This window comes from Brevibacterium sediminis, from assembly GCF_024895295.1.
In the GTDB taxonomy this organism is placed as follows: Bacteria; Actinomycetota; Actinomycetes; order Actinomycetales; family Brevibacteriaceae; genus Brevibacterium; species Brevibacterium sediminis.
The window spans coordinates 737,233-757,381 of the sequence record NZ_JAHQRN010000001.1; the positions used below are offsets into that span (position 1 = coordinate 737,233).

Consider the following 20,149-nt stretch of genomic DNA (forward strand, 5'->3'; position numbering starts at 1 on the left):
TGCTCAGGCGAGCGTGACGAGATCGAGGTACGTGTCGTTCCACAGGTCCTCGTCGCCGTCGGGCAGCAGCAGCACGCGGTCGGGGTCGAGCGCAGACACCGCACCCTCATCGTGGGTGACGAGCACTATTGCACCTTCATAGCGGCGGATCGCCGAGAGGATCTCCTCGCGGGAGGCCGGATCGAGGTTGTTCGTCGGCTCGTCGAGCAGCAGCACGTTCGCGCTCGAGACCACGAGGGTCGCCAGAGCCAGACGCGTCTTCTCGCCGCCGGAGAGGACCCCGGCGGGTTTGTGCACATCATCACCACTGAAGAGGAACGAACCGAGCACATTGCGCACCGCGGTGTCATCGAGATGCGGAGAGTTCCGCGACATGTTCTCCAGCACTGTGCGTTCGAGGTCGAGGGTCTCATGCTCCTGCGCGTAGTAGCCGAGCTTGAGGCCGTGTCCGGGCACGACTTCTCCGGAGTCGGGTTCGTCGAGTCCGGCGAGCAGACGCAGCAGCGTCGTCTTTCCGGCGCCGTTGTAGCCGAGTACGACGACTCGTGTGCCCTTGTCGATAGCGAGGTCGACACCGGTGAACACCTCGGTCGAACCGAAGCTGCGAGAGAGTCCTTCGGCCGTCAGCGGCACACGTCCGCAGTCGGCCGGGGCCGGGAAGCGCAGATTCGCGACCTTCTCCGTGGCGCGTTCGTCCTCGAGACCGGCGAGCAGTCGGTCGGCACGCTTGGCCATCTGCTGGGCGGCGACGGTCTTCGTCGCCTTCGCCATCATCTTGTTCGCCTGGGCGTTGAGCGCCGCGGCCTTCTTCTCGGCATTGGCACGTTCGCGGCGGCGACGCCGCTCATCGTCCTCACGCTGTTTGAGGTAGAGCCGGTAGCCCATCGAGTAGATGTCGATGGTCTGACGGGTGGCGTCGAGGAAGAAGACCTTGTTGACCACTTCGTCGATGAGATCGAGGTCGTGGCTGATGATGATCAGACCACCGGAGTAGGCCTTGAGGTGGTCGCGCAGCCACAGCACGGATTCGGCGTCGAGGTGGTTCGTCGGCTCGTCGAGGATCATCGTGTCCGGGGCCGAGAACAGGATCCGGGCGAGTTCCACACGGCGGCGCTGACCGCCGGAGAGCGTCCCGATCTCCTGGCTGATCAGTGCTTCGTCGAGGCCGAGGTTCGCGGCGATCGCGAAGGCTTCGGATTCGGCTGCATAGCCGCCGGCGGCGATGAACTCCGCTTCGATGCGCGGGTAGCGGTCGATGGCCTTCGTGGCCACCTTCTCGTCCGGTGAGGCCATCTGCCGTTCGGCCTTGCGCAGACGCTTCACGAGGACGTCGAGGTCGCGCACCGAGAGGATGCGTTCCATTCCGGTGGCGGTGAGGTCACCGCTGCGCGGATCCTGCGGCAGATAGCCGACGGTGCCGGAGATCGACACGGAACCGGATTGCGCCGGGTGTCCGCCCATGATCACCTTGGTCAGGGTCGTCTTGCCGGCGCCGTTGCGGCCGACGAGACCGACTCGGTCGCCCTTGTCGACGCGGAAGGACACCTCGGACATGAGGGTGCGGGCGCCGACGGCGACTTCGAGGCCGGAGGCCTGAATCATTCTGTCTCCAAACTGCGGCCGATGAGTTCGGCCAGAAATTCTTGGGGGTGGATGCCGCGGGCCTGTGCCCGGGCGACGAGTTCATCTGCGACTGAGGACGGCACACGACAGGACACGACAGTGGTGTCCGGCCCGGCCGCTGCGGTCACGGGCTCGACGGAAACATCGTCCTGAGCAACAGGTTCCGTCGGGTCGTCTGCCGGATCATCGTCGGCCGTCGCGGTCGACGTCCCCGCGGGGACGTATCCTGGGCCTTCCGGCACGGACGTGCCCTTTTGGAAGGCGGTGGCAGCCGCACGTGCGCGATCATCGGCGGCCTCATTGAGTTCGTGGTTGTTGTGTCCTTTGACCCACTCGAACTCGACAGTCCGCCCGCTCAGTGCCTCATCGAGAGACGCTAAGAGGTCCTTGTTGAGGACTTCTTTTCCATCGGCCTTCTTCCACCCTTTGCGTTTCCACCCCGGCATCCATTTGGTCAGGGCGTTGATGACGTACTGCGAATCACAGTATATCTTCAGCTCGTCGTCGCTGTCCGCGGTCGACCGGAGCAGGTCGAGGACGGCCATGAGCTCACCGCGGTTGTTCGTCGCGTTCTTCCACCCGCCGGCATGCCAGGAGGTGTCGTCGATGTACCAGGCCCACCCGGCGGGTCCGGGGTTGCCGAGCGCGGATCCGTCGGCGGCAGCGATGATCGTCAATGGTTCTCCTTGGAAAGTCGGATTCCATTCTTTCACGCCGCTCTCGGGTTCTCGGTCCGTGGGGCGGTGATCTCCGCGACCCTGCCCGGACACGAGTGCCGGATCGGACGACGATCGCCGAGGCGGGGCTGACCTTCTCAGGTCGCCCCGCCTCGGCGATGGTGTTCGTCTGCGTCCCCGCGGGGACGCAGACAACCGAACGTCGTCGGTGTCGGATCAGATGTTGAAGCCGAGGGCACGCATCTGTTCGCGGCCGTCCTCGGTGATCTTCTCCGGGCCCCATGGTGGCATCCAGACCCAGTTGATCCGGTAGGCCGGCACGATTCCCTCGAGCGACTGCGCGGTCTGGTCCTCGATGACGTCGGTCAGCGGGCAGGCTGCCGAGGTCAGGGTCATCTCGATCACGGCGGTGCCGTCGTCTTCGACCGAGAGTCCGTACACGAGGCCGAGATCGACGATGTTGACACCGAGCTCGGGATCGACGACGTCCATCATCGCCTCGCGCACTTCGTCGACGCTGGCATTCTGCGGTGCGTCAATGACTTCAGGCATTGTGTTTCTCCTCACGAGCTGCTTGTGCTTGGTTGAGTGCGTCCTTGAACGCCATCCATGCCAGGAGAGCGCATTTGATCCTGGCCGGGAATTTCGACACTCCGGTGAACGCCGCGGCGTCACCGAGAATCGACTCATCCGCCTCCATTGTCCCACGTGAATGCATGAGTTCGTGGAACGCGCCTTCGATCTCGAGCATCTGCGCGACGGAGGATTCGGCGGCCAGCTCCGACAGCACCGAGGCCGAGGCCATCGAGATCGAACAGCCGTCGCCGGTCCACCTCACCGCGATCGTGCCGTCCTCACGCAGTTCGGTCTCGAGCTCGATCTCATCGCCGCACGTCGGGTTCACCTGATGCGAATATCCGTGCGGTGACCCTGCGGCATCACGGAGCAGTTCGGTGTTGCCGACGCGTGCCCGCGACTGGTCGAGGATCACCTGTTGGTAGAGCTGCTGCATCTGTGTGCTCATCGGTTCGCTCCCCTCCTCAGGCGACTCCGAAGAAGGGCCGCACTTCCGCCAGAGCGGTGAGGAAGCGGGTGCAGTCTTCGACGTTGTTGTACAGGTACGTGCTCGCCCGCGTCGAGGCGGTGACCCCGAAGCGGCGGTGCAGCGGCTGAGCGCAGTGGTGGCCCACCCGCACGGCGATGCCCTGCGAGTCGAGATACTGTCCGACATCGTGGGCGTGCACGCCGTCGACGTCGAAGGCCACGGTTCCGATCCGGTCTTCGGCCTCGCCGAGGATGTGGATTCCGGGGATCTGGCCGATCCCGTCGAGGAGGACTCGGGCGAGTTCCTTCTCATGCTCGAGAACATTGTCCAGCCCCACCTCGGTGAGGTATCCGATCGCTGTCGCGAAAGCCGCCACCTCGGCGACCGGCTGAGTGCCGGCCTCGAACCGCTGCGGAGCGGGCATGAACTCGGTCTCCTCCATGGTCACCGTGGTGATCATGGATCCGCCGGTGAGCACCGGCGGCAGAGCGTCGAGCAGTTCGGACTTGCCCCACAGCGCGCCCAGGCCGGTGGGGCCGAGTGCCTTATGAGCGGAGAACGCGGCGAAGTCGACGTCGAGGTCGACGAAGTCCACGGGCATATGCGGAACGGACTGGCAGGCGTCGAGCACGACGTAGGCTCCGATGGCGCGGGCCCGTTGCACGAGGCGGTCGACCGGGTTGATCGTGCCGAGGACGTTGGAGACGTGCGTGAACGCGAGCACCTTCGTCGATTCGTCGACGATCGTGTCGAGATCGGTCAGATCGAGTTCACCGGAGTCAGTGACCGGCAGCCAGCGCAGCTGTGCTCCCGTGGAGGCAGCCAGCTGCTGCCACGGCACGAGATTCGCATGGTGCTCCATCTCGGTGACGACGATCGAGTCACCGGGGGCGAGGGCGAAACGCTCTGCGTCGTCTCCCCCGAAGCCATGGCTGGCCCGATCCATGCCGAGGGCCACGATGTTGAGCGCCTCGGTCGCGTTCTTCGTCCAGCACACCTGTTCCGGTGTCCCGCCGACGAGTCCGGCAGCGGCGATCCGACCGTTCTCGAAGGCGTCCGTGGCCTCGACGGCCAGGGAGTGCGCACCTCGGTGGACGGCGGCGTTGCGCTGCTGGAAGTACTCGACGAAGGTGTCGATGACGCACTGCGGCTTCTGCGATGTCGCTCCCGAGTCGAGATACGACAGCGGCGACTCCCCGACCCTCACATCGAGGATCGGGAAGTCGCCCCTCAGACGTGAGAACATCAGACGCCGGCGGTGAAGAAGCGGTCGTAGCCTTCGTTCTCGAGGCGTTCGGCCAGTTCCGGTCCGCCTTCCTCGGCCACCTTGCCCTTGATGATCACGTGGACGTGATCGGGCTTGATGTAGTTGAGGATGCGCGTGTAGTGGGTGATGAGCATGATGCCGACGTCGGTGGCGTCCTTGACGCGGTTGACGCCTTCGGACACGATGCGCAGCGCGTCGACGTCGAGGCCGGAGTCGGTCTCGTCGAGGACGGCGAACTTCGGCTTGAGCATCTCGAGCTGCAGGATCTCGTGACGCTTCTTCTCGCCGCCGGAGAAGCCTTCGTTGACGTTGCGCGAGGCGAAGGCGGGATCCACACGGAGGTTCTCCATGGCCTGCTTGAGGTCCTTGGTCCAGTTGCGCAGCTTCGGAGCTTCACCGTCGATGGCGGTCTTGGCCGAGCGGAGGAAGTTCGTCACGGTCACGCCGGGAACCTCGACGGGGTACTGCATGGCCAGGAACAGTCCGGCCTTGGCACGCTCGTCGACGGACATCTCGAGGACGTCCTCTCCGTCGAGGGTGACCGAACCGGAGGTCACTTCGTACTTGGGGTGACCGGCCAGAGCGTAGGCCAGGGTCGACTTGCCGGAGCCGTTGGGGCCCATGATGGCATGGGTCTCGTTCGTGTTGATGACGAGGTCGATGCCGTTGAGGATGGGCTTGAGACCGGTATCGGTGTTGACACCGACGTGCAGGTCTTCGATCTTGAGAGTGGACATAATGATCCTTCTTCTTCGGTCTTGAGTCAGTTCAGGGTGGTGTTCGGGTCGACGAGGATGCGACCGGCGATCTCTTTGCAGTCATAGACCGCGACGGGTTCGAACGCCGGCGGATTGACCGGCTTGCCCGTGTTGAGATCGAACTGCGAGCCGTGCAGCCAGCATTCGATGGTGCAGTCCTCGACGTCTCCTTCGGCCAGCGACACCTCACCATGGGTGCACAGGTCGTCGATGGCGTGTATCGTGCCGTCGGAGTCGCGAGCGATGCAGATCTCGTACTCGCCGACCTCGATGCGCATGGTGCCGCCGGGGGCCACCTCGTCGGTGGCCGCCACGTCGATCATGGTCACAGAACACTCCGGGACAATTCGTCTTCGATGCGTTCGTTGAGCACGTCTTCGATCTCGGGCACCTGGATCTTCTGAATCACTTCGTTGAAGAATCCACGGACCACGAGCTGACGAGCGACGTCCTCGGGGATGCCGCGGCTCATGAGGTAGAACAGGTGCTCCTCATCGAAGCGACCCACCGAGGAGGCGTGGCCGGCACCGGCGATGTCGCCGGTCTCGATCTCGAGGTTCGGCACCGAGTCAGCCCGGGCGCCATCGGTGAGGATGAGGTTCCGGTTGAGCTCGTAGGTGTCGATGTCGAGGGCCTCGGGACGGATGAGCACATCGCCGATCCACACGCTGCGCGCGTCCTTGCCCTGCAGTGCGCCCTTGTAATGGACGTTCGACTGGGCCTTCGGCGTGTTGTGGTCGATGTAGGTGCGGTGCTCGAGGTGCTGACCGGCATCGGCGAAGTAGAGTCCGAGCAGTTCGGCCTCTCCCCCGGCTGCCGAGTAGCGCACGTTCGTGTTCAGGCGCACGACGTCACCGCCGAGGGTGATGTGGATGTGCTTGAACTTCGCGTCCTTGCCCACGATCGCGTCGTGCTGACCGAGGTGCTGGGAGCCGTCGTCCCACAGCTGCAGCGATACGAAGGTCACGTCCGCACCATCGCCGATGACGAGGGAGACGAGCTCGGAGTACCGGGCCAGTCCCTCGTGTTCGACGACGATGGTCGCCTTCGAATTCGCACCGACCGTGACGACGACATGGCCGTGGCCGAGCGCCTCACCGGTGCCGTCCGCGTGGATGATCGCGGCCCGCTCGAGTTCGGTGTCCGCGGGGACCGAGTAGTGCGTCACCGCAGAGGCGCGGTTGGCGGCGACGACCGCGGCGCGGTCCTCGGGCTCGAGGATGCCCAGTTCCTGGGCTGACTCGAGCGAGATCTCCTCGACGGACAGGGCCTCGGGCAGATCCGACTCGAACTTCAGCTTCGCCTCGGTGGCGGTGTCCTCGAAGAACTCGCTGAACTTGCGGACGGGAGAGAAGCGCCATTCCTCCTCCCGGCCGGTGGGCACGGGGAAGTCGGCGACATCGAAGCTGCGCGTGCGCGCATCGCGCTTCGAATCGGGCACCTGGACCTCGGAACCGTGCGAATGTTCCGAGAGGCCAAGCGGGTTGGTGGTATCAGTCACAGATTTACTCCTTTGAGTGCAGTGGGCGCCGGGTCGGGTCTCAGCCGACCGCGCCTTCCATCTGCAGTTCGATGAGGCGGTTGAGTTCGAGGGCGTACTCCATCGGGAGTTCGCGTGCGATCGGCTCGACGAAGCCGCGCACGATCATCGCCATCGCCTCGGTCTCCTCCATGCCGCGGGACATGAGGTAGAAGAGCTGATCCTCACTGACCTTCGACACGGTGGCCTCATGGCCGAGTGTGACGTCGTCTTCGCGGATGTCGATGTAGGGGTACGTGTCCGAACGGGAGACGTTGTCGACGAGCAGGGCGTCGCAGAGGACGTTGTTCGACGAGCCTTCGGCGCCCGGGTGGACGTGGACGAGTCCGCGGTAGCCGGCGCGGCCGCCGCCGCGGGCCACGGACTTCGACACGATCGACGAATGGGTGTGCGGAGCGGCGTGGACCATCTTCGCACCGGTGTCCTGGTGCTGTCCCTCGCCAGCGAAGGCCACGGACAGCGTCTCGCCGCGGGCGTGCTCACCGGTGAGCCAGATGGCCGGGTACTTCATGGTCACCTTCGAGCCGATGTTGCCGTCGACCCATTCCATGGAGGCGCCCTCTTCGGCGATGGCGCGCTTGGTGACGAGGTTGTACACGTTGTTCGACCAGTTCTGGATCGTCGTGTAGCGGACCTTCGCATCCTTCTTCGCGATGATCTCGACGACGGCCGAGTGCAGGGAGTCGGTCTTGTAGATCGGAGCGGTGCAGCCCTCGACGTAGTGGACCGAGGAACCCTCGTCGGCGATGATGAGCGTGCGCTCGAACTGGCCCATGTTCTCCGTGTTGATGCGGAAGTAGGCCTGCAGCGGGATCTCGACGTGGACGCCCTTGGGGACGTAGACGAAGGAACCGCCGGACCAGACAGCGGTGTTCAGAGCGGCGAACTTGTTGTCACCGGACGGAATGATCGACCCGAAGTACTCTTCGAAGATCTCCGGGTGCTCGCGCAGGCCGGTGTCGGTATCCATGAAGATGACACCCTGAGCCTCGAGCTCCTCGTTGATCTGGTGGTAGACGACCTCGGACTCGTACTGAGCGGCGACACCGGCGACGAGGCGCTGCTTCTCGGCCTCGGGGATGCCGAGCTTGTCATAGGTGTTGCGGATGTCCTCGGGCAGGTCCTCCCAGGACGTCGCCTGTCCCTCGGTGGAGCGAACGAAGTACTTGATGTCCGCGAAGTCGATTCCGGTGAGGTCGGCGCCCCAGTTCGGCATCGGCTTCTTGTCGAACAGACGCAGAGCCTTGAGTCGACGCTTGAGCATCCACTCCGGTTCGTCCTTGAGCTTCGAGATGTTGCGGACGACTTCCTCGCTGAGGCCGCGGGTCGCGGTCGCGCCGGCATCGTTCTCGTCGTGCCAACCGTATGCGTACTGCCCGAGGTCTTTGAGCTCGGGATTCGCATCGATGATCCGATTTCCTGTGTCAGTCATCGTGAACCTCCTTGAGGTCGATCATTGCTGTGGATGAGTGGTCTGGTCAGTTCCGAAGTCGGAATGTGGGTGGTGCACACATGGTCGCCCTGGGCCAGCGACGACAGCCGCCGCACGTCGACACCGAGGTAGTCGGAGAACATCGCGAGCTCTGCTTCGCAGATCTCCGGGTACTCCGCCGCCACGGCCTGGATCGGGCAGTGTCCCTGGCACAGCTGCATCGCCTCCAACGGGGTTCCGGCCGCGACCGGGGTCGCCGAGGCGGCGTACCCTTCCCGTGTGAGTGCGGCGGCAAGTGCACGTGAGCGAGACGCCACTGTGGTGCCGCCGCGCTTTTCGAGTTCCGGTCCGAGTCGCTCCCGCAGTCGGCTCACGAGGTCTTCCGTGAAGCCCTCCACTGCCGATCTGCCGTGCTTGTCCTCCATGAAGCGCAGGATGTTCACGGCCAACTCGTCGTAGGAATGACTGACCGAATCGTGTCCGGCCGTCGTGACCACATAGTGCCGGGCCGGTCGGCCCCTGCCCGCCTGTTTGCCGGCGAGTTCACGGACCTCGAGAAGGCCCTCACTCTCCAGCGCGTCCAGGTGACGACGGATCGCCGCGGGAGTCAGCTCGAGGGCTTTGGCCAAAGACGAGGCAGTGATCGGACCTTCGTCGAGCACCGACTGGAAGACCTTCTGCCGGGTTCGGCGATCTTCCGTGTCGTTTGCAGCCATAATCCACCTCCTTGACTAACACAACAATATTGTTGCGTAATTTGTTTCGTAAAACTAGGTGAGCCTAACCACCGCCCGAGTCGCGCGCGGACACCTGCGGTTTCGACACCCGTTTCGACGCGTCGTAGAATAGCCTGGTGTCATCTCCGGCCCTGACCATTCGCGGTCTCCAGTACTCCTACGGCACCCACCGTGTCGTCGACGGAATCGACCTCACGGCCGAGTCCGGATCCGTCCTCGGCGTGCTCGGACCCAACGGCGCAGGAAAGTCCACGACCATCTCCCTGGCCGTGGGCACCCGCCGCCCCGAATCGGGCACGGTGGAGATCTTCGGGCACGACCCCGTCGCCGAACACGCGACGACGTCGCAGCTGGCCGGGGTCATGCTCCAAGACGGCGGACTGCCGATGAGCTCGAAGCCCCTGCAGGTGCTGCGGCACCTCTCCACCCTCTATGAGAATCCCGTACCGGTCGACGAACTCGCCGAACCGCTGGGTCTCCACGACTTCGCCGGACGCACGATGCGCAGGCTCTCCGGGGGACAGAAGCAGCGAGTCGCACTGGCCGCGGCCCTCATCGGACGGCCGCGCCTCGTCTTCCTCGACGAACCCTGCGCCGGTCTCGACCCGCAGGCTCGCGAGGTCGTCCACAGCTTCATCCGCGATCTCGCCGACCGCGGAGTCGCCGTAGTCCTCACCACCCACGACCTCGCCGAGGCCGAGGAGCTCTCCGACGAGGTCGTCGTCATCGATCGGGGACGGATCATCGCTCAGGGAGCGCCAGAGGAGCTGCGCAGCGCCTCCGCCGGGTCACGGTCGCTGACGATACGCCTCGACTCCCCCGTTCCCGCCGCCCTCGTCGATCGGCTCACCGAGCTCGGTCCCGCCTCGGCGCAGGGCTCACTCATCTCCCTCGACGGAGCACCGACGGCGAGTCTGATCGCGGCCGCGTGCACTGCCGTCGCCGAGGCGGGACTGCAGATCACGGACATCGGCATGCAGAGGCAGTCCCTGTCCGACGTCTTCTTCGATCTCACCGGGAGGCCGCTGCGATGACCTCGACACGCATCGTCTCGCAGGCGAAGTTCGAGACCCTGTCCGTTCTGCGCAACGGCGAACAACTGCTGCTCTCAATCATCTTCCCGCTGGGCCTGCTCATCTTCCTCGCGAAGACTCCCCTGCTCACCGGGCTCGGGGTCATCGAGGCCGGTACCGATCCGCTGTCGATCGCCGTCCCCGGGGCGCTGAGCCTGAGCCTGGCCTCCAGCGCATTCACCGGGCAGGCGATCGCAACCGCCTTCGACCGCCGCTACGGGGTGCTGCGGCAGCTGGCGACGACTCCGCTGGGGACGAACGGACTCATCCTCGGCAAACTCGGCGCCGTCATCGTCGTCGTTCTCATCCAGTACGCACTCGTCTTCGCCGCGGCGGCGATTCTCGGCTTCCGAGGTCCCGTCGACATCCTCGGACTCTTCCTGGCCACGCTGTTCGGCACCGCCGCGCTGCTCTCGCTCGGTCTGCTCATGGCCGGCACAGTCCGCGCCGAGGCGACTCTCGCGGCGACGAACCTCATCTGGGTGCTCATGGCGGGCGTCGGTGGCCTCGTCATCGCACATCCGGGAGAATGGGGAACGGTTGTGGGCTACCTGCCCTCCGGTGCGCTCGGCGACGCCATGCGGTCCGCCATCGGACACGGCGGCACAGACATCAAAGCAATCATCGTGCTCCTGGTATGGGGGCTTGTGGGAACGCTTGCGGCACGCAGGTGGTTCCGTTTCGAATGAGGAGTGAAGTGGTCACGAAGAAGATCCGCATCGCCGCTTGGGCCATGCTCATCGCCCAGGCAGGGATCATCCTGACCGGCGGAATCGTCCGGCTCACCGGCTCCGGGCTCGGCTGTTCGGACTGGCCGAAGTGCACCCCGGATTCGCTCGTGGCCACCAGCGAGATGGGCATCCACGGCGCCATCGAGTTCGGCAACCGCCTGCTGGCCGTGGCGCTGGCGATCCTCGGCGTGTGCATCGCACTCATGCTGTGGAGGCACCGGAAGCAGCGCCCGGATCTCTTCTGGCTCAATATCGGCCTGCTGGCCATCGTGCCTGTCCAGGCCGTCGTCGGCGGAATCACCGTGTGGACGAAGCTCAACCCCTGGGTCGTCGCCGGACACTTCGTGCCCTCGGCCGTCGCTGTCGGGGTCGCCGCCTACTTCGTCCGCCGCACCTATGACACGGGAGTGCGACTGAGGACCAAGGCCTCAGCTCCGCTGCCGACTCTGGGCTGGATCATCCTCGGTCTCACCGCGATCATCGTCGTCTTCGGCGTGCTCACGACGGGGGCCGGGCCTCATTCGGGTTCGACGATCTCGACCCGCAACAACCTCGACAACATCTGGGTCACCCGGCTGCATGCCGCGCCCGTGTGGCTGCTCGTCATCACCACGATCTCCGCTCTCGTCGTCGCCCGGAAGAAGACGCAGACGGCGATGGTCGCACCGCTGATCGTGCTCCTCGTCGTCGAGGTGGCCCAGGGAATCATCGGCTACGTCCAGTACTTCCTCGGTGTTCCCGAACTGCTCGTGGCCTTACACATGGTCGGCCTGTCGGCTACGATTGCGGCAAGCGTTGCCGTCCTCGACAGCGCATACCCGAGGAGCACCGATGTCAGTCCCGATCGTTCCGTGTCTGTGGTTTCCTGACTGCGCCGAGGAGGCCATGGAGTTCTACTGCTCCGTCTTCCCCGATTCGCGAGTCCTGTCCATCGAACGCTATCCCGACGAATCCCTCGACGAACACTTCAAGGGGATGAGCGGGAAGGTCCTGAACGGCCGGTTCGTCCTCGACGGCACAGATTTCATCTGCCTCGACGGCGGACCGGTGTTCACATTCAACGAGGCGATCTCGCTGACCGTCGAATGCGCGGACCAGACCGAGATCGACCACTATTGGTCGCATCTGTCGGCGTCACCCGAGCACGAACAGTGCGGTTGGCTCAAGGACCGCTTCGGAGTCAGCTGGCAGATCGTTCCCGCGAATCTCGGCGAGCTGATGACCGGTCCGGCACAGACTCAGGCGCTCATGCAGATGAAGAAGATCGTCATCGACGACCTCGTCAACGCCGGCTGAGAATTTGCGTTCCGAACCGAAGCGCAAGGCACAGACGCACAACGGCCCAGTTTGAGTTGGATAGCACTGTTTCAAATCTGTGCTATCCAGCTCAAACTGGGCCGAATGGATCAGCGGGTTCTTCGGCGAATCACCAGATACCGGGGATCAGGGTGGGCACGAACGGGTCGATGGCCACTGCCAGGAAGAGCAGTGACAGGTAGGTGATCGAACCGTGGAAGACCTTCATCGCCTTGAGCGAGGTGCCGTCCTTACCCTGCTTGGCACGGGAGACCAGCGAGTAGCACGACCACAGGAACCAGACTCCGGCGCCGACGGCCACGATCGTGTAGACAGGACCCATCGGAGCGACGGGAATGAGCGCGAGTGAGCAGGCGATCATCGCCCAGGTGTAGAGGATCATCTGACGGCCGACGGATGTCGGCGGAACCTTCGACGGCAGCATGGGCACGTCGGCGGCGTCGTAGTCGGCCTTGTACTTGATCGCCAGCGGCCAGTAGTGCGGCGGGGTCCAGAAGAAGACGACGAGGAAGAGCAGCACGGGCTCCCACGCGATTCCTCCGGTCACGGCCGACCAGCCGATGAGCACGGGCATGCAGCCTGCAGCGCCGCCCCAGACGATGTTCTGTGAGGTGCGGCGCTTGAGGACGAGGGTGTAGAAGACTGCGTAGAGCAGAATCGCCGAGGCGGTGAGTCCCGCCGTGACCCAGTTCGTGAATCCGCCGAGCCAGAAGATCGAACCGATGCCGAGCACGAAAGCGAAGATGAGTGCAGAACGGGGGCTGATCTCACCGGTGACAAGGGGACGGTCCTTCGTCCGTTCCATCTTCGCGTCGATGTCACGGTCGACGTAGCAGTTGAAGACCGAGGCCGACGCCGCAGCAGCGGCTCCGCCGATGAGGGTGTTGATGACCAGCCAGATGTTCGGCAATCCCTGAGCGGCCAGGAACATCACGGGCGCGGTCGTGACGAGGAGCAGCTCGATGACGCGCGGCTTGGTCAGCGCGATATAGGCGCTGATGATCGAACGCGGTCGGGTAGCGAGGCTCTGCTCGTCGATGGCCCTCTGCAGAGGTCGTTCACTCTGCTCTTCCCGGTTCTGACGAAGTTTGCTCACGCCCTAGATTCTACCTGTTGTCGAAGTTTTTGCCAGTCGCGCGCAGGCGAGTCGAGTCACTGACGATGCGGACGAGGAAGGCCACCGCCGCACACACCGGAGCAAGCACGACGACCTGCACGATGAGCACTGAGATGAAGCTCAGCGAGGCCGACTGCGGATCCGTGCGGAGGAGATTCGCATCGACGCACAGGCCGATGAATCCGGTGATGACGGAGTAGACGAGGGCGGTCGTCCACACCAGTCCGCCGCGCCGTGCATTGAGCATCACGGCCAGCGCTGCCGCGAAGGGGATGAGCAGAAGGAGTGTGCCCAACGTCCACAGGCCGAGCTCCCCGATGTCGACGGTGCCGCGGAGCGGCTGGGCGATCGCCGACGACACGGCGACGGTAGCCACGGCGAAGAACACCGGGCACGCCGTGCCGATCCGGGAGATCAGCCGACGGAGCCCCCTCGTCTGTTCGGCCACCTCGGCGAAGTCGGGGCGCCTGCCCGCCGGCCGATCGGATCGCTGGTCCCCGCTGTCTGCGACGGCGGCATTGATCACGGGATCAGCTCCTTTGCTCACCCTGTCATCCCTCCAGTCAGGCACAGTCCATTTTCGGTCTCCGCAGCACACAGCAGCCATTGGATGTCGAACCCGCAACTGTGCGCGAGACCACACTTTACCCGTCGGTAGCCTAAATGTCTCGCTCCCTCTCAGCACGGCGGGTGAACAGGGGCGGCGCTTCAGGCATCCGACGGGTAGAGTTTGAATGCACGCTCTTAAGACGAACGAAGGATCGCTCGACGACATGACAACTCTGTCCTGGACTGAACTCGACAATCGCGCAGTCGACACTGCCCGCCTCCTCGCCGCGGATGCGGTGCAGAAGACAGGGAACGGGCACCCGGGCACCGCCATGAGCCTGGCTCCCATCGCACACTACCTGTATCAGCACGGACTCACTCACGACCCGGCCGACCCGACTTGGGTCGGCCGTGATCGTTTCGTCCTCTCCTGCGGTCACAGTTCGCTCACGCAGTACGTCCAGCTCTACCTGGCAGGGTTCGGGCTCGAGCTCGACGACCTCAAGGCGCTGCGCACATGGGGTTCGCTCACCCCGGGGCACCCGGAAGTCGGCCACACCGCCGGCGTCGAGATCACCACGGGGCCCCTGGGCTCCGGACTGGCCTCGGCCGTGGGCATGGCCATGGCCGCTCGCCGTGAACGCGGACTCTTCGACCCCGAGGCGGCTCCCGGCAGCTCACCGTTCGACCACAACATCGTCGTGCTCGCCTCGGACGGCGACCTCGAAGAGGGAGTGTCCGGTGAGGCGTCATCGCTGGCCGGGACGCAGGAGCTGTCGAACCTGCTGGTGATCTGGGACGACAACAAGATCTCCATCGAAGACGACACCGCGATCGCCTTCGGGGAGGACACGGCCGCCCGGTACGCCGCCTACGGCTGGCACGTCCAGCACGTCGACTTCACTGCCGGTGGTGACTACCACGAGGACATCGAAGCCTTCCACGCCGCCGTCGAGGCCGCTCGCGCGGATTCCCGCCCCTCGTTCATCCGCCTGTCCACGATCATCGCCTGGCCCGCCCCGAACGCGCAGAACACCGGCGGGTCCCACGGTGCGGCCCTCGGCGAGGACGAGATCCGTGCGACCAAGGAGGTCCTCGGCTTCGACCCGGAGTCGACCTTCGCCGTCGACGACGAGGTTCTCGCCCACACTCGTCAGGCCCTGGACCGCGGTCGTGCCGCCCACCTCGAATGGGACAAGTCCTTCGCCGAATGGCGCACCGCCAACCCGGACAACGCTGCTCTCTTCGACCGTCTGTCCAAGCGCGAACTGCCCGCCGGCCTCGATGAGGCCTTCCCGGTCTTCGAAGCCAGCGAGAAGGGCATCGCCACCCGCGCGGCCTCCGGTCAGGTGCTCAATGCGATCGCCGAGACCATGCCCGAACTCTGGGGCGGTTCCGCCGACCTCGCGGGCTCGAACAACACTCTGATCAAGGGTGAACCGAGCTTCCTGCCCGCTCACCGCTCCACGGGTGCATTCTCCGGCCACGAGTACGGACGCAATATCCACTTCGGCGTCCGCGAGTTCTCCGCCGGTCTCATCGGCAACGGCATCGCCCTGCACGGCGGAACCCGCCCGTACAACGGCACGTTCCTCGTCTTCAGCGACTACCAGCGGCCGGCCGTGCGCCTGGCTGCCCTCCAGCAGCTGCCGAACCTGTTCGTGTGGACCCACGATTCGATCGGCCTCGGTGAGGACGGACCGACCCACCAGCCGATCGAGCACCTCTCCGCGCTGCGGGCGATCCCCGGCCTCGACCTCGTCCGACCGGCCGATGCGAACGAGACCGCGGTCGCATGGCGGAAGATCCTCGAACGCACCGACGGCCCCAGCGGACTCGTGCTCACCCGACAGGCCGTGCCGGTCCTCGACCGTGAGAAGTACGCCCCCGCCTCCGAGGCCGCACGCGGCGGCTATGTGCTCACCGATACCGGTGACCAGCCCGAGGTGGCCATCATCGCCAGCGGTTCCGAGGTCGCCATCGCTCTCGAGGCCGCCGAAGCTCTGCAGGCATCGGGCACAGCCGCTCGCGTCATCTCCATGCCGTGCCAGGAATGGTTCGACGCTCAGCCGGAGGACTACCGGGCCACTGTGCTGCCGCGAACGCTGAAGGCACGGGTGAGCATCGAAGCCGCCTCGGCGATGAGCTGGCACAAGTACCTCGGCGATGCCGGTCGTGCCGTGTCCATCGAACATTTCGGTGCATCCGCGGACTACCAGACCCTGTACGAGAAGTTCGGCATCACGGCCTCGGCCGTCGTCGACGCAGCAAAGGAATCCATCAACGCAGCAAAGGCGGAAGCATGAGTGAACGTCTCCAGCAGCTCAGCGCGGCCGGAGTCTCGATCTGGCTCGACGACCTCTCCCGCACCCGACTCGAATCCGGGGATCTCGCCCGCCTCATCGCGGAATCCTCCGTCACGGGTGTGACGACGAACCCGACGATCTTCGCGAACGCGATCTCGGCGGCCGACGACTACGACGCTGCGGTCGCCGAGCTCGGTGCCTCCGGTGCCGATGTGGATGAGGCCATCGAGGCACTGACCACAGCGGATGTCGCCGAGGCGGCCCGCCTGTTCCGTCCGGTCTTCGAGTCCACGAACGGCGAAGACGGTCGCGTGTCGATCGAGGTCGCTCCCCCGCTGGCTCATGATGCGCAAGCGACCGTCGCCTCGGCGAAGGCCCTGTGGGAACGGGTCGGCGAACCGAATGCGATGATCAAGATCCCGGCCACCGAGGAGGGACTCCGCGCGATCTCCGAAACGATCGCGGCCGGGATCAGCGTCAACGTCACGCTCGTGTTCTCCCTGACCCGCTACCGCCACGTCGTCGAAGCCTTCCTCCAGGGGCTGGAGAAGGCCCGCGCCGCCGGCCATGACCTCTCGACGATCCGGTCGGTGGCCTCGGTGTTCGTCTCCCGGGTGGACTCCGAGATCGATTCCCGTCTCGACTCCATCGACGACCCGAAGGCCGTGGAGCTCAAGGGCAAGGCGGGCATCGCGAACTGCGTGCTCGCCCATGAGATCCACTCGCAGCTGTTCACCTCCGAACGCTTCCGAGTCCTCGAACTCGCCGGGGTCCGTCCGCAGCGTCTGCTGTGGGCCTCGACCGGAGTGAAGAATCCCGACTACGCCGACACGATGTACGTGACCGGACTCATCGCACCGAACACCGTGAACACGATGCCCGAACCCACTCTGGAGGCGTTCGCCGACCACGGTGAGGTCACCGGCCAGATCACGTCCGAGCACTACCGTGCCGCCGACGAGGTCTTCGATGCTCTGGCACGACTGGGCATCGACTACGCCGAGGTCATGACCGTGCTCGAAGAGCAGGGGCTGGAGAAGTTCGACGTCAGTTGGACCGAACTCCAGGAAACGATCCGTACGGCTCTGGACCGCTCATGAAGCTCTCACTCTCTGTCCCCGTCGATGAGGAGTTCGAGGCAGAGGCCGCGCGTCTCATCGAGGCCGGCCTGGCTTCCCGGCTGAGCGCCAAGGATGCGGAACTGTTCGACGGGGCCGCCGACGCCGCGGACCGGATGGGCTGGGTGGATCTTCCGCAGAACGCCGCAGATCTGCTCGATAAGATCGAATCCCTGCGGTTGCGTCTGCAGGAGCAGGGTCTGCGCACGATCAGCTTGGCCGGAATGGGCGGATCATCGCTCGCTCCCGAGGTGATGGCTCAGACGGCCGGTGTCCGACTCGAGATCATCGACTCGACTGATCCCAATCAGGTCGCCGAGGCGATCGGCACCGATCTCGAACACACGGTCCTCATCATCGCGTCGAAGTCCGGAACCACGGTGGAGACGGATTCGATCCGCCGCAGCTTCGCCGCGGCCTTCGAGTCGATCGGCGTCGATCCGGCGTCCCGGATGATCGCGATCACCGATCCGGGAACCGAACTCGAGGCGCTGGCCGCCGATCAGGGCTTCCTTGCGACCTTCCTCGCCGACCCCACGGTCGGCGGACGCTTCAGCGCTCTCTCGGCCTTCGGGCTCGTCCCCGCGGGTCTGGCCGGTGCCGATGTGCGCGGGATCATCGCAGAGGCCGCCGCGGCCGCCGCCGACCTGTCTGCCGACGGTCTGGACAATCCTGCACTGCGGTTCGGCGCTTGGCTGAGCATCGCCCACGCCCGGACGACGGAGAAGCTCGTCCTCGCCGAAACCGCCGAGCGGCTGAACGGGCTCGGGGTCTGGATCGAGCAGCTCATCGCCGAATCCCTCGGCAAGGACGGTCAGGGCATCCTTCCCGTCGTCGTCGACTCCCCCGCCGACATCGGGTTCTCCGATGCACGTGCAGACGCACTCCTGTGCCTGCTCGGGCCGGCAGCCGATGGCTCAGAGCTGGGTGCGCCGTCCGGATTCGAAGCGACTATCACCGGTGGGTTGGGCGAGCTGTTCCTGTTCTGGGAATACGCCACGGCCATCGCCGGGTACAGCATCGGGGTCAATCCCTTCGACCAGCCTGATGTGGAGGCCGCGAAGGCACAGGCCAGGCACCTGCTCGACGGACCGGACTCGGGTTCGACGGAGCAGCCGCGGTTCCGTGAGGGAGACATCGACGTTCTCGAGGTCGTCGATGAGGCCACTGATCTCGTCGGAGCCCTTGAGGAGCTGTTCTCGCAGGTCGACGAGTACGGATATGTCGGCATTCAGGCCTACCTCGATCGGATCGCCGATGCCGAGGCTGCGGATCTGCGTCCGCTCGTGTCCACACATGCCGGAGTGCAGACGACCTTCGGCTTCGGCCCCCGCTACCTGCATTCGACCGGTCAGTACCACAAGGGCGGTCATCCGAACGGAGTGTTCCTCCAGATCACCGGTGAGGCTCGCACTGATCTGCTGGTGCCGGGACGCGACTTCGGCTTCGCTCAGCTGCAACGCGCCCAGGCCGCCGGCGATGCGGCGGTGCTGAGTGAGAAGGGCCGACCCGTGGTGCGTCTGCACCTGCTTGATCGTTCTCGTGGGCTCGAACAGCTGCGGGAGGCGATCGGGTCGATCAGCCCGCGCCACCACTTCGGCCACGACTGATCTGTCTGAAACGGCACTGATCCGCCGGCACGACGGACAGAGCACGAACAGAGAAGGACCCCGACCGATTCGGTCGGGGTCCTTCTCATTCGTCCACCGGGGCGTCGCCTCGGTGTCGGTGTCTCACGGTCTCGGCATCAGCGAGCCACGATGGCTCAGGAGTTGAACCGGGTGAGGACGCCCAGCAGGATGATGCAGGCGGCCCAGATGATCGCCATGAGCGTCGTGAACCTGTTGAGGTTGCGCTCTGCGACGCCCGAGGATCCCAGCGACGAGGACATTCCGCCGCCGAACATGTCGGACATGCCACCGCCCTTGCCCTTGTGCATGAGGATCAGCAGGGTGAGGAAGATGCTCGTGAGCACGAGCAGCGCGATGAGAATGATGTTGAGGATTTCCACGTCGGATTCAACCTATGTTTCGTCGAGTGTTTCGTCGAATGATGCGTCTGTCAGTCTACTTCGCGACCGCGGCCTTGCACAAAGCGGCGAAGTCCGGACCGCTGAGGCTCGCACCTCCGACCAGTGCGCCGTCGACGTCCGCAGAGGCGACGATTTCGGCAACGTTGTCGGCCTTGACCGACCCGCCGTAGAGAATGCGGGTGGTCTGGGCAAGAGCCTCGCCATACTTCTCACCGATGCGTGCGCGGATCGCCGATGCCATCTCGGCGGCATCGGCGGCAGTGGCTGTCTCTCCGGTGCCGATCGCCCAGACGGGTTCGTAGGCGATGACGAGGCCGGAGAGGTCGCCTGCGTCGAATCCGGCCAGCGACTCCTCGAGCTGTCCGAGGGTGAACTCGACGTGGCTCTTCTCCTGCCGCTGTTCCAGCGACTCCCCCACGCAGAGGATCGGTGTGAGTTCAGCCGAAAGTGCGGCCTTGATCTTCGCGGCCACGACCTCGTTGGTCTCGTGGTTGTCGGCACGGCGTTCACTGTGGCCGATGACCACGTAGCTGCAGCCGAGGCGGGAGAGGAACGATGCGGCGATCTCTCCGGTATGCGCTCCGGGAGCGTGCTGGGAGACGTCCTGGGCACCGTACTTCAGCCACAGCTTGTCCCCCTGGACGAGTGTCTGCACCGAACGGATGTCGGTGAACGGCGGAATGACGACGACTTCGCAGTCGCTGTCGTCGAGTTTGGCGTCCTCGAGTGCCCAGGCGAGCTTCTGGACAGCGGAGATCGCTTCCAGATGATCGTGGTTCATCTTCCAGTTGCCTGCCAGCAGCAGGGTGCGGTCGCTCATGGTGTCT

The 20,149-nt window shown here is 65.0% G+C and carries 21 protein-coding genes; 7 read left to right on the forward strand and 14 right to left on the reverse strand.

Annotated features, from left to right (window positions below; genetic code table 11):
- Positions 1–3 precede the first annotated feature (3 nt).
- From KTJ89_RS03450 to KTJ89_RS03495, 10 genes are all read right to left on the reverse strand, one after another.
- A complete protein-coding gene (locus KTJ89_RS03450; RefSeq protein WP_092013696.1) occupies positions 4–1,602 on the reverse strand; it encodes an ABC-F family ATP-binding cassette domain-containing protein in 1,599 nt (532 codons plus the stop codon).
- Complete coding sequence (locus tag KTJ89_RS03455; RefSeq protein WP_181270517.1) at positions 1,599–2,300, reverse strand: ribonuclease H family protein; 702 nt, start codon at positions 2,298–2,300, stop codon at positions 1,599–1,601. The genes KTJ89_RS03450 and KTJ89_RS03455 overlap by 4 nt, the downstream gene beginning before the upstream one ends.
- Positions 2,301–2,516: 216 nt before the next feature.
- Complete coding sequence (locus KTJ89_RS03460) at positions 2,517–2,852, reverse strand: metal-sulfur cluster assembly factor (RefSeq protein ID WP_025778421.1); 336 nt, start codon at positions 2,850–2,852, stop codon at positions 2,517–2,519.
- Positions 2,845–3,324, reverse strand: a complete 480-nt coding sequence (gene sufU / locus KTJ89_RS03465) for a Fe-S cluster assembly sulfur transfer protein SufU (protein WP_181270518.1) — start codon at positions 3,322–3,324, stop codon at positions 2,845–2,847. The genes KTJ89_RS03460 and sufU overlap by 8 nt, the downstream gene beginning before the upstream one ends.
- A 16-nt stretch (positions 3,325–3,340) precedes the next feature.
- On the reverse strand, positions 3,341–4,591 hold the full coding sequence (locus tag KTJ89_RS03470) for a SufS family cysteine desulfurase (protein ID WP_181270519.1): 1,251 nt from the start codon (positions 4,589–4,591) through the stop codon (positions 3,341–3,343).
- Positions 4,591–5,349 carry a Fe-S cluster assembly ATPase SufC gene (gene sufC, locus KTJ89_RS03475; protein ID WP_139467277.1) on the reverse strand — a complete coding sequence of 253 codons (759 nt, stop codon included), beginning with the start codon at positions 5,347–5,349 and terminating at the stop codon, positions 4,591–4,593. The genes KTJ89_RS03470 and sufC overlap by 1 nt, the downstream gene beginning before the upstream one ends.
- Positions 5,350–5,375: 26 nt before the next feature.
- Entirely contained in the window at positions 5,376–5,699 is a 324-nt protein-coding gene (locus KTJ89_RS03480; RefSeq protein WP_139467278.1) for a non-heme iron oxygenase ferredoxin subunit, read from the reverse strand.
- Positions 5,696–6,871 carry a Fe-S cluster assembly protein SufD gene (sufD, locus tag KTJ89_RS03485; protein ID WP_259356774.1) on the reverse strand — a complete coding sequence of 392 codons (1,176 nt, stop codon included), beginning with the start codon at positions 6,869–6,871 and terminating at the stop codon, positions 5,696–5,698. The genes KTJ89_RS03480 and sufD overlap by 4 nt, the downstream gene beginning before the upstream one ends.
- A 40-nt stretch (positions 6,872–6,911) precedes the next feature.
- Complete coding sequence (sufB, locus tag KTJ89_RS03490) at positions 6,912–8,342, reverse strand: Fe-S cluster assembly protein SufB (RefSeq protein ID WP_039207512.1); 1,431 nt, start codon at positions 8,340–8,342, stop codon at positions 6,912–6,914.
- Positions 8,339–9,058 carry a helix-turn-helix transcriptional regulator gene (locus tag KTJ89_RS03495; protein WP_139467280.1) on the reverse strand — a complete coding sequence of 240 codons (720 nt, stop codon included), beginning with the start codon at positions 9,056–9,058 and terminating at the stop codon, positions 8,339–8,341. Before KTJ89_RS03495 ends, sufB begins: the two co-directional genes overlap by 4 nt.
- 137 nt (positions 9,059–9,195) lie before the next feature.
- Here KTJ89_RS03495 and KTJ89_RS03500 point away from each other — a divergent pair, with 137 nt between their 5' ends.
- From KTJ89_RS03500 to KTJ89_RS03515, 4 genes are read left to right on the forward strand one after another with little or no spacing between them, the layout of a single operon-like run.
- Complete coding sequence (locus KTJ89_RS03500) at positions 9,196–10,113, forward strand: ABC transporter ATP-binding protein (protein WP_259356775.1); 918 nt, start codon at positions 9,196–9,198, stop codon at positions 10,111–10,113.
- The gene (locus KTJ89_RS03505) at positions 10,110–10,841 is read left to right on the forward strand and encodes an ABC transporter permease (RefSeq protein ID WP_259356776.1); all 732 of its coding nucleotides are present in this window, start codon (positions 10,110–10,112) and stop codon (positions 10,839–10,841) included. The genes KTJ89_RS03500 and KTJ89_RS03505 overlap by 4 nt, the downstream gene beginning before the upstream one ends.
- Before the next feature lie 8 nt (positions 10,842–10,849).
- Complete coding sequence (locus tag KTJ89_RS03510; RefSeq protein WP_259356777.1) at positions 10,850–11,752, forward strand: COX15/CtaA family protein; 903 nt, start codon at positions 10,850–10,852, stop codon at positions 11,750–11,752.
- A gap of 16 nt (positions 11,753–11,768) precedes the next feature.
- A complete protein-coding gene (locus KTJ89_RS03515) occupies positions 11,769–12,179 on the forward strand; it encodes a VOC family protein (protein WP_259356778.1) in 411 nt (136 codons plus the stop codon).
- A 130-nt stretch (positions 12,180–12,309) separates the two neighbouring features.
- Here KTJ89_RS03515 and KTJ89_RS03520 read toward each other — a convergent pair whose 3' ends face one another.
- Positions 12,310–13,296 (reverse strand): heme o synthase, encoded by a 987-nt coding sequence (locus tag KTJ89_RS03520; protein WP_101544292.1) that lies wholly within the window; start codon positions 13,294–13,296, stop codon positions 12,310–12,312.
- A gap of 10 nt (positions 13,297–13,306) precedes the next feature.
- Complete coding sequence (locus tag KTJ89_RS03525) at positions 13,307–13,864, reverse strand: hypothetical protein (protein WP_259356779.1); 558 nt, start codon at positions 13,862–13,864, stop codon at positions 13,307–13,309.
- A 226-nt stretch (positions 13,865–14,090) separates the two neighbouring features.
- Here KTJ89_RS03525 and tkt point away from each other — a divergent pair, with 226 nt between their 5' ends.
- Genes tkt through KTJ89_RS03540 form a run of 3 tightly spaced genes read left to right on the forward strand, consistent with a single transcriptional unit; the run spans position 14,091 to position 18,900 of the window.
- Complete coding sequence (gene tkt, locus KTJ89_RS03530; protein WP_259356780.1) at positions 14,091–16,172, forward strand: transketolase; 2,082 nt, start codon at positions 14,091–14,093, stop codon at positions 16,170–16,172.
- Positions 16,169–17,272, forward strand: coding sequence for a transaldolase (gene tal / locus KTJ89_RS03535; protein ID WP_259356781.1), 1,104 nt, complete (start codon positions 16,169–16,171; stop codon positions 17,270–17,272). Before tkt ends, tal begins: the two co-directional genes overlap by 4 nt.
- Positions 17,269–18,900 carry a phosphoglucose isomerase-related protein gene (locus KTJ89_RS03540; protein WP_259356782.1) on the forward strand — a complete coding sequence of 544 codons (1,632 nt, stop codon included), beginning with the start codon at positions 17,269–17,271 and terminating at the stop codon, positions 18,898–18,900. Before tal ends, KTJ89_RS03540 begins: the two co-directional genes overlap by 4 nt.
- Positions 18,901–19,055: 155 nt before the next feature.
- Here the strand turns inward: KTJ89_RS03540 and secG are convergent, their stop codons facing one another.
- Together secG and tpiA are read right to left on the reverse strand one after the other, a co-directional pair.
- The gene (secG, locus tag KTJ89_RS03545; RefSeq protein ID WP_101544300.1) at positions 19,056–19,301 is read right to left on the reverse strand and encodes a preprotein translocase subunit SecG; all 246 of its coding nucleotides are present in this window, start codon (positions 19,299–19,301) and stop codon (positions 19,056–19,058) included.
- 55 nt (positions 19,302–19,356) lie between these two features.
- Positions 19,357–20,142 carry a triose-phosphate isomerase gene (tpiA, locus tag KTJ89_RS03550; RefSeq protein ID WP_259356783.1) on the reverse strand — a complete coding sequence of 262 codons (786 nt, stop codon included), beginning with the start codon at positions 20,140–20,142 and terminating at the stop codon, positions 19,357–19,359.
- Positions 20,143–20,149 lie beyond the last annotated feature (7 nt).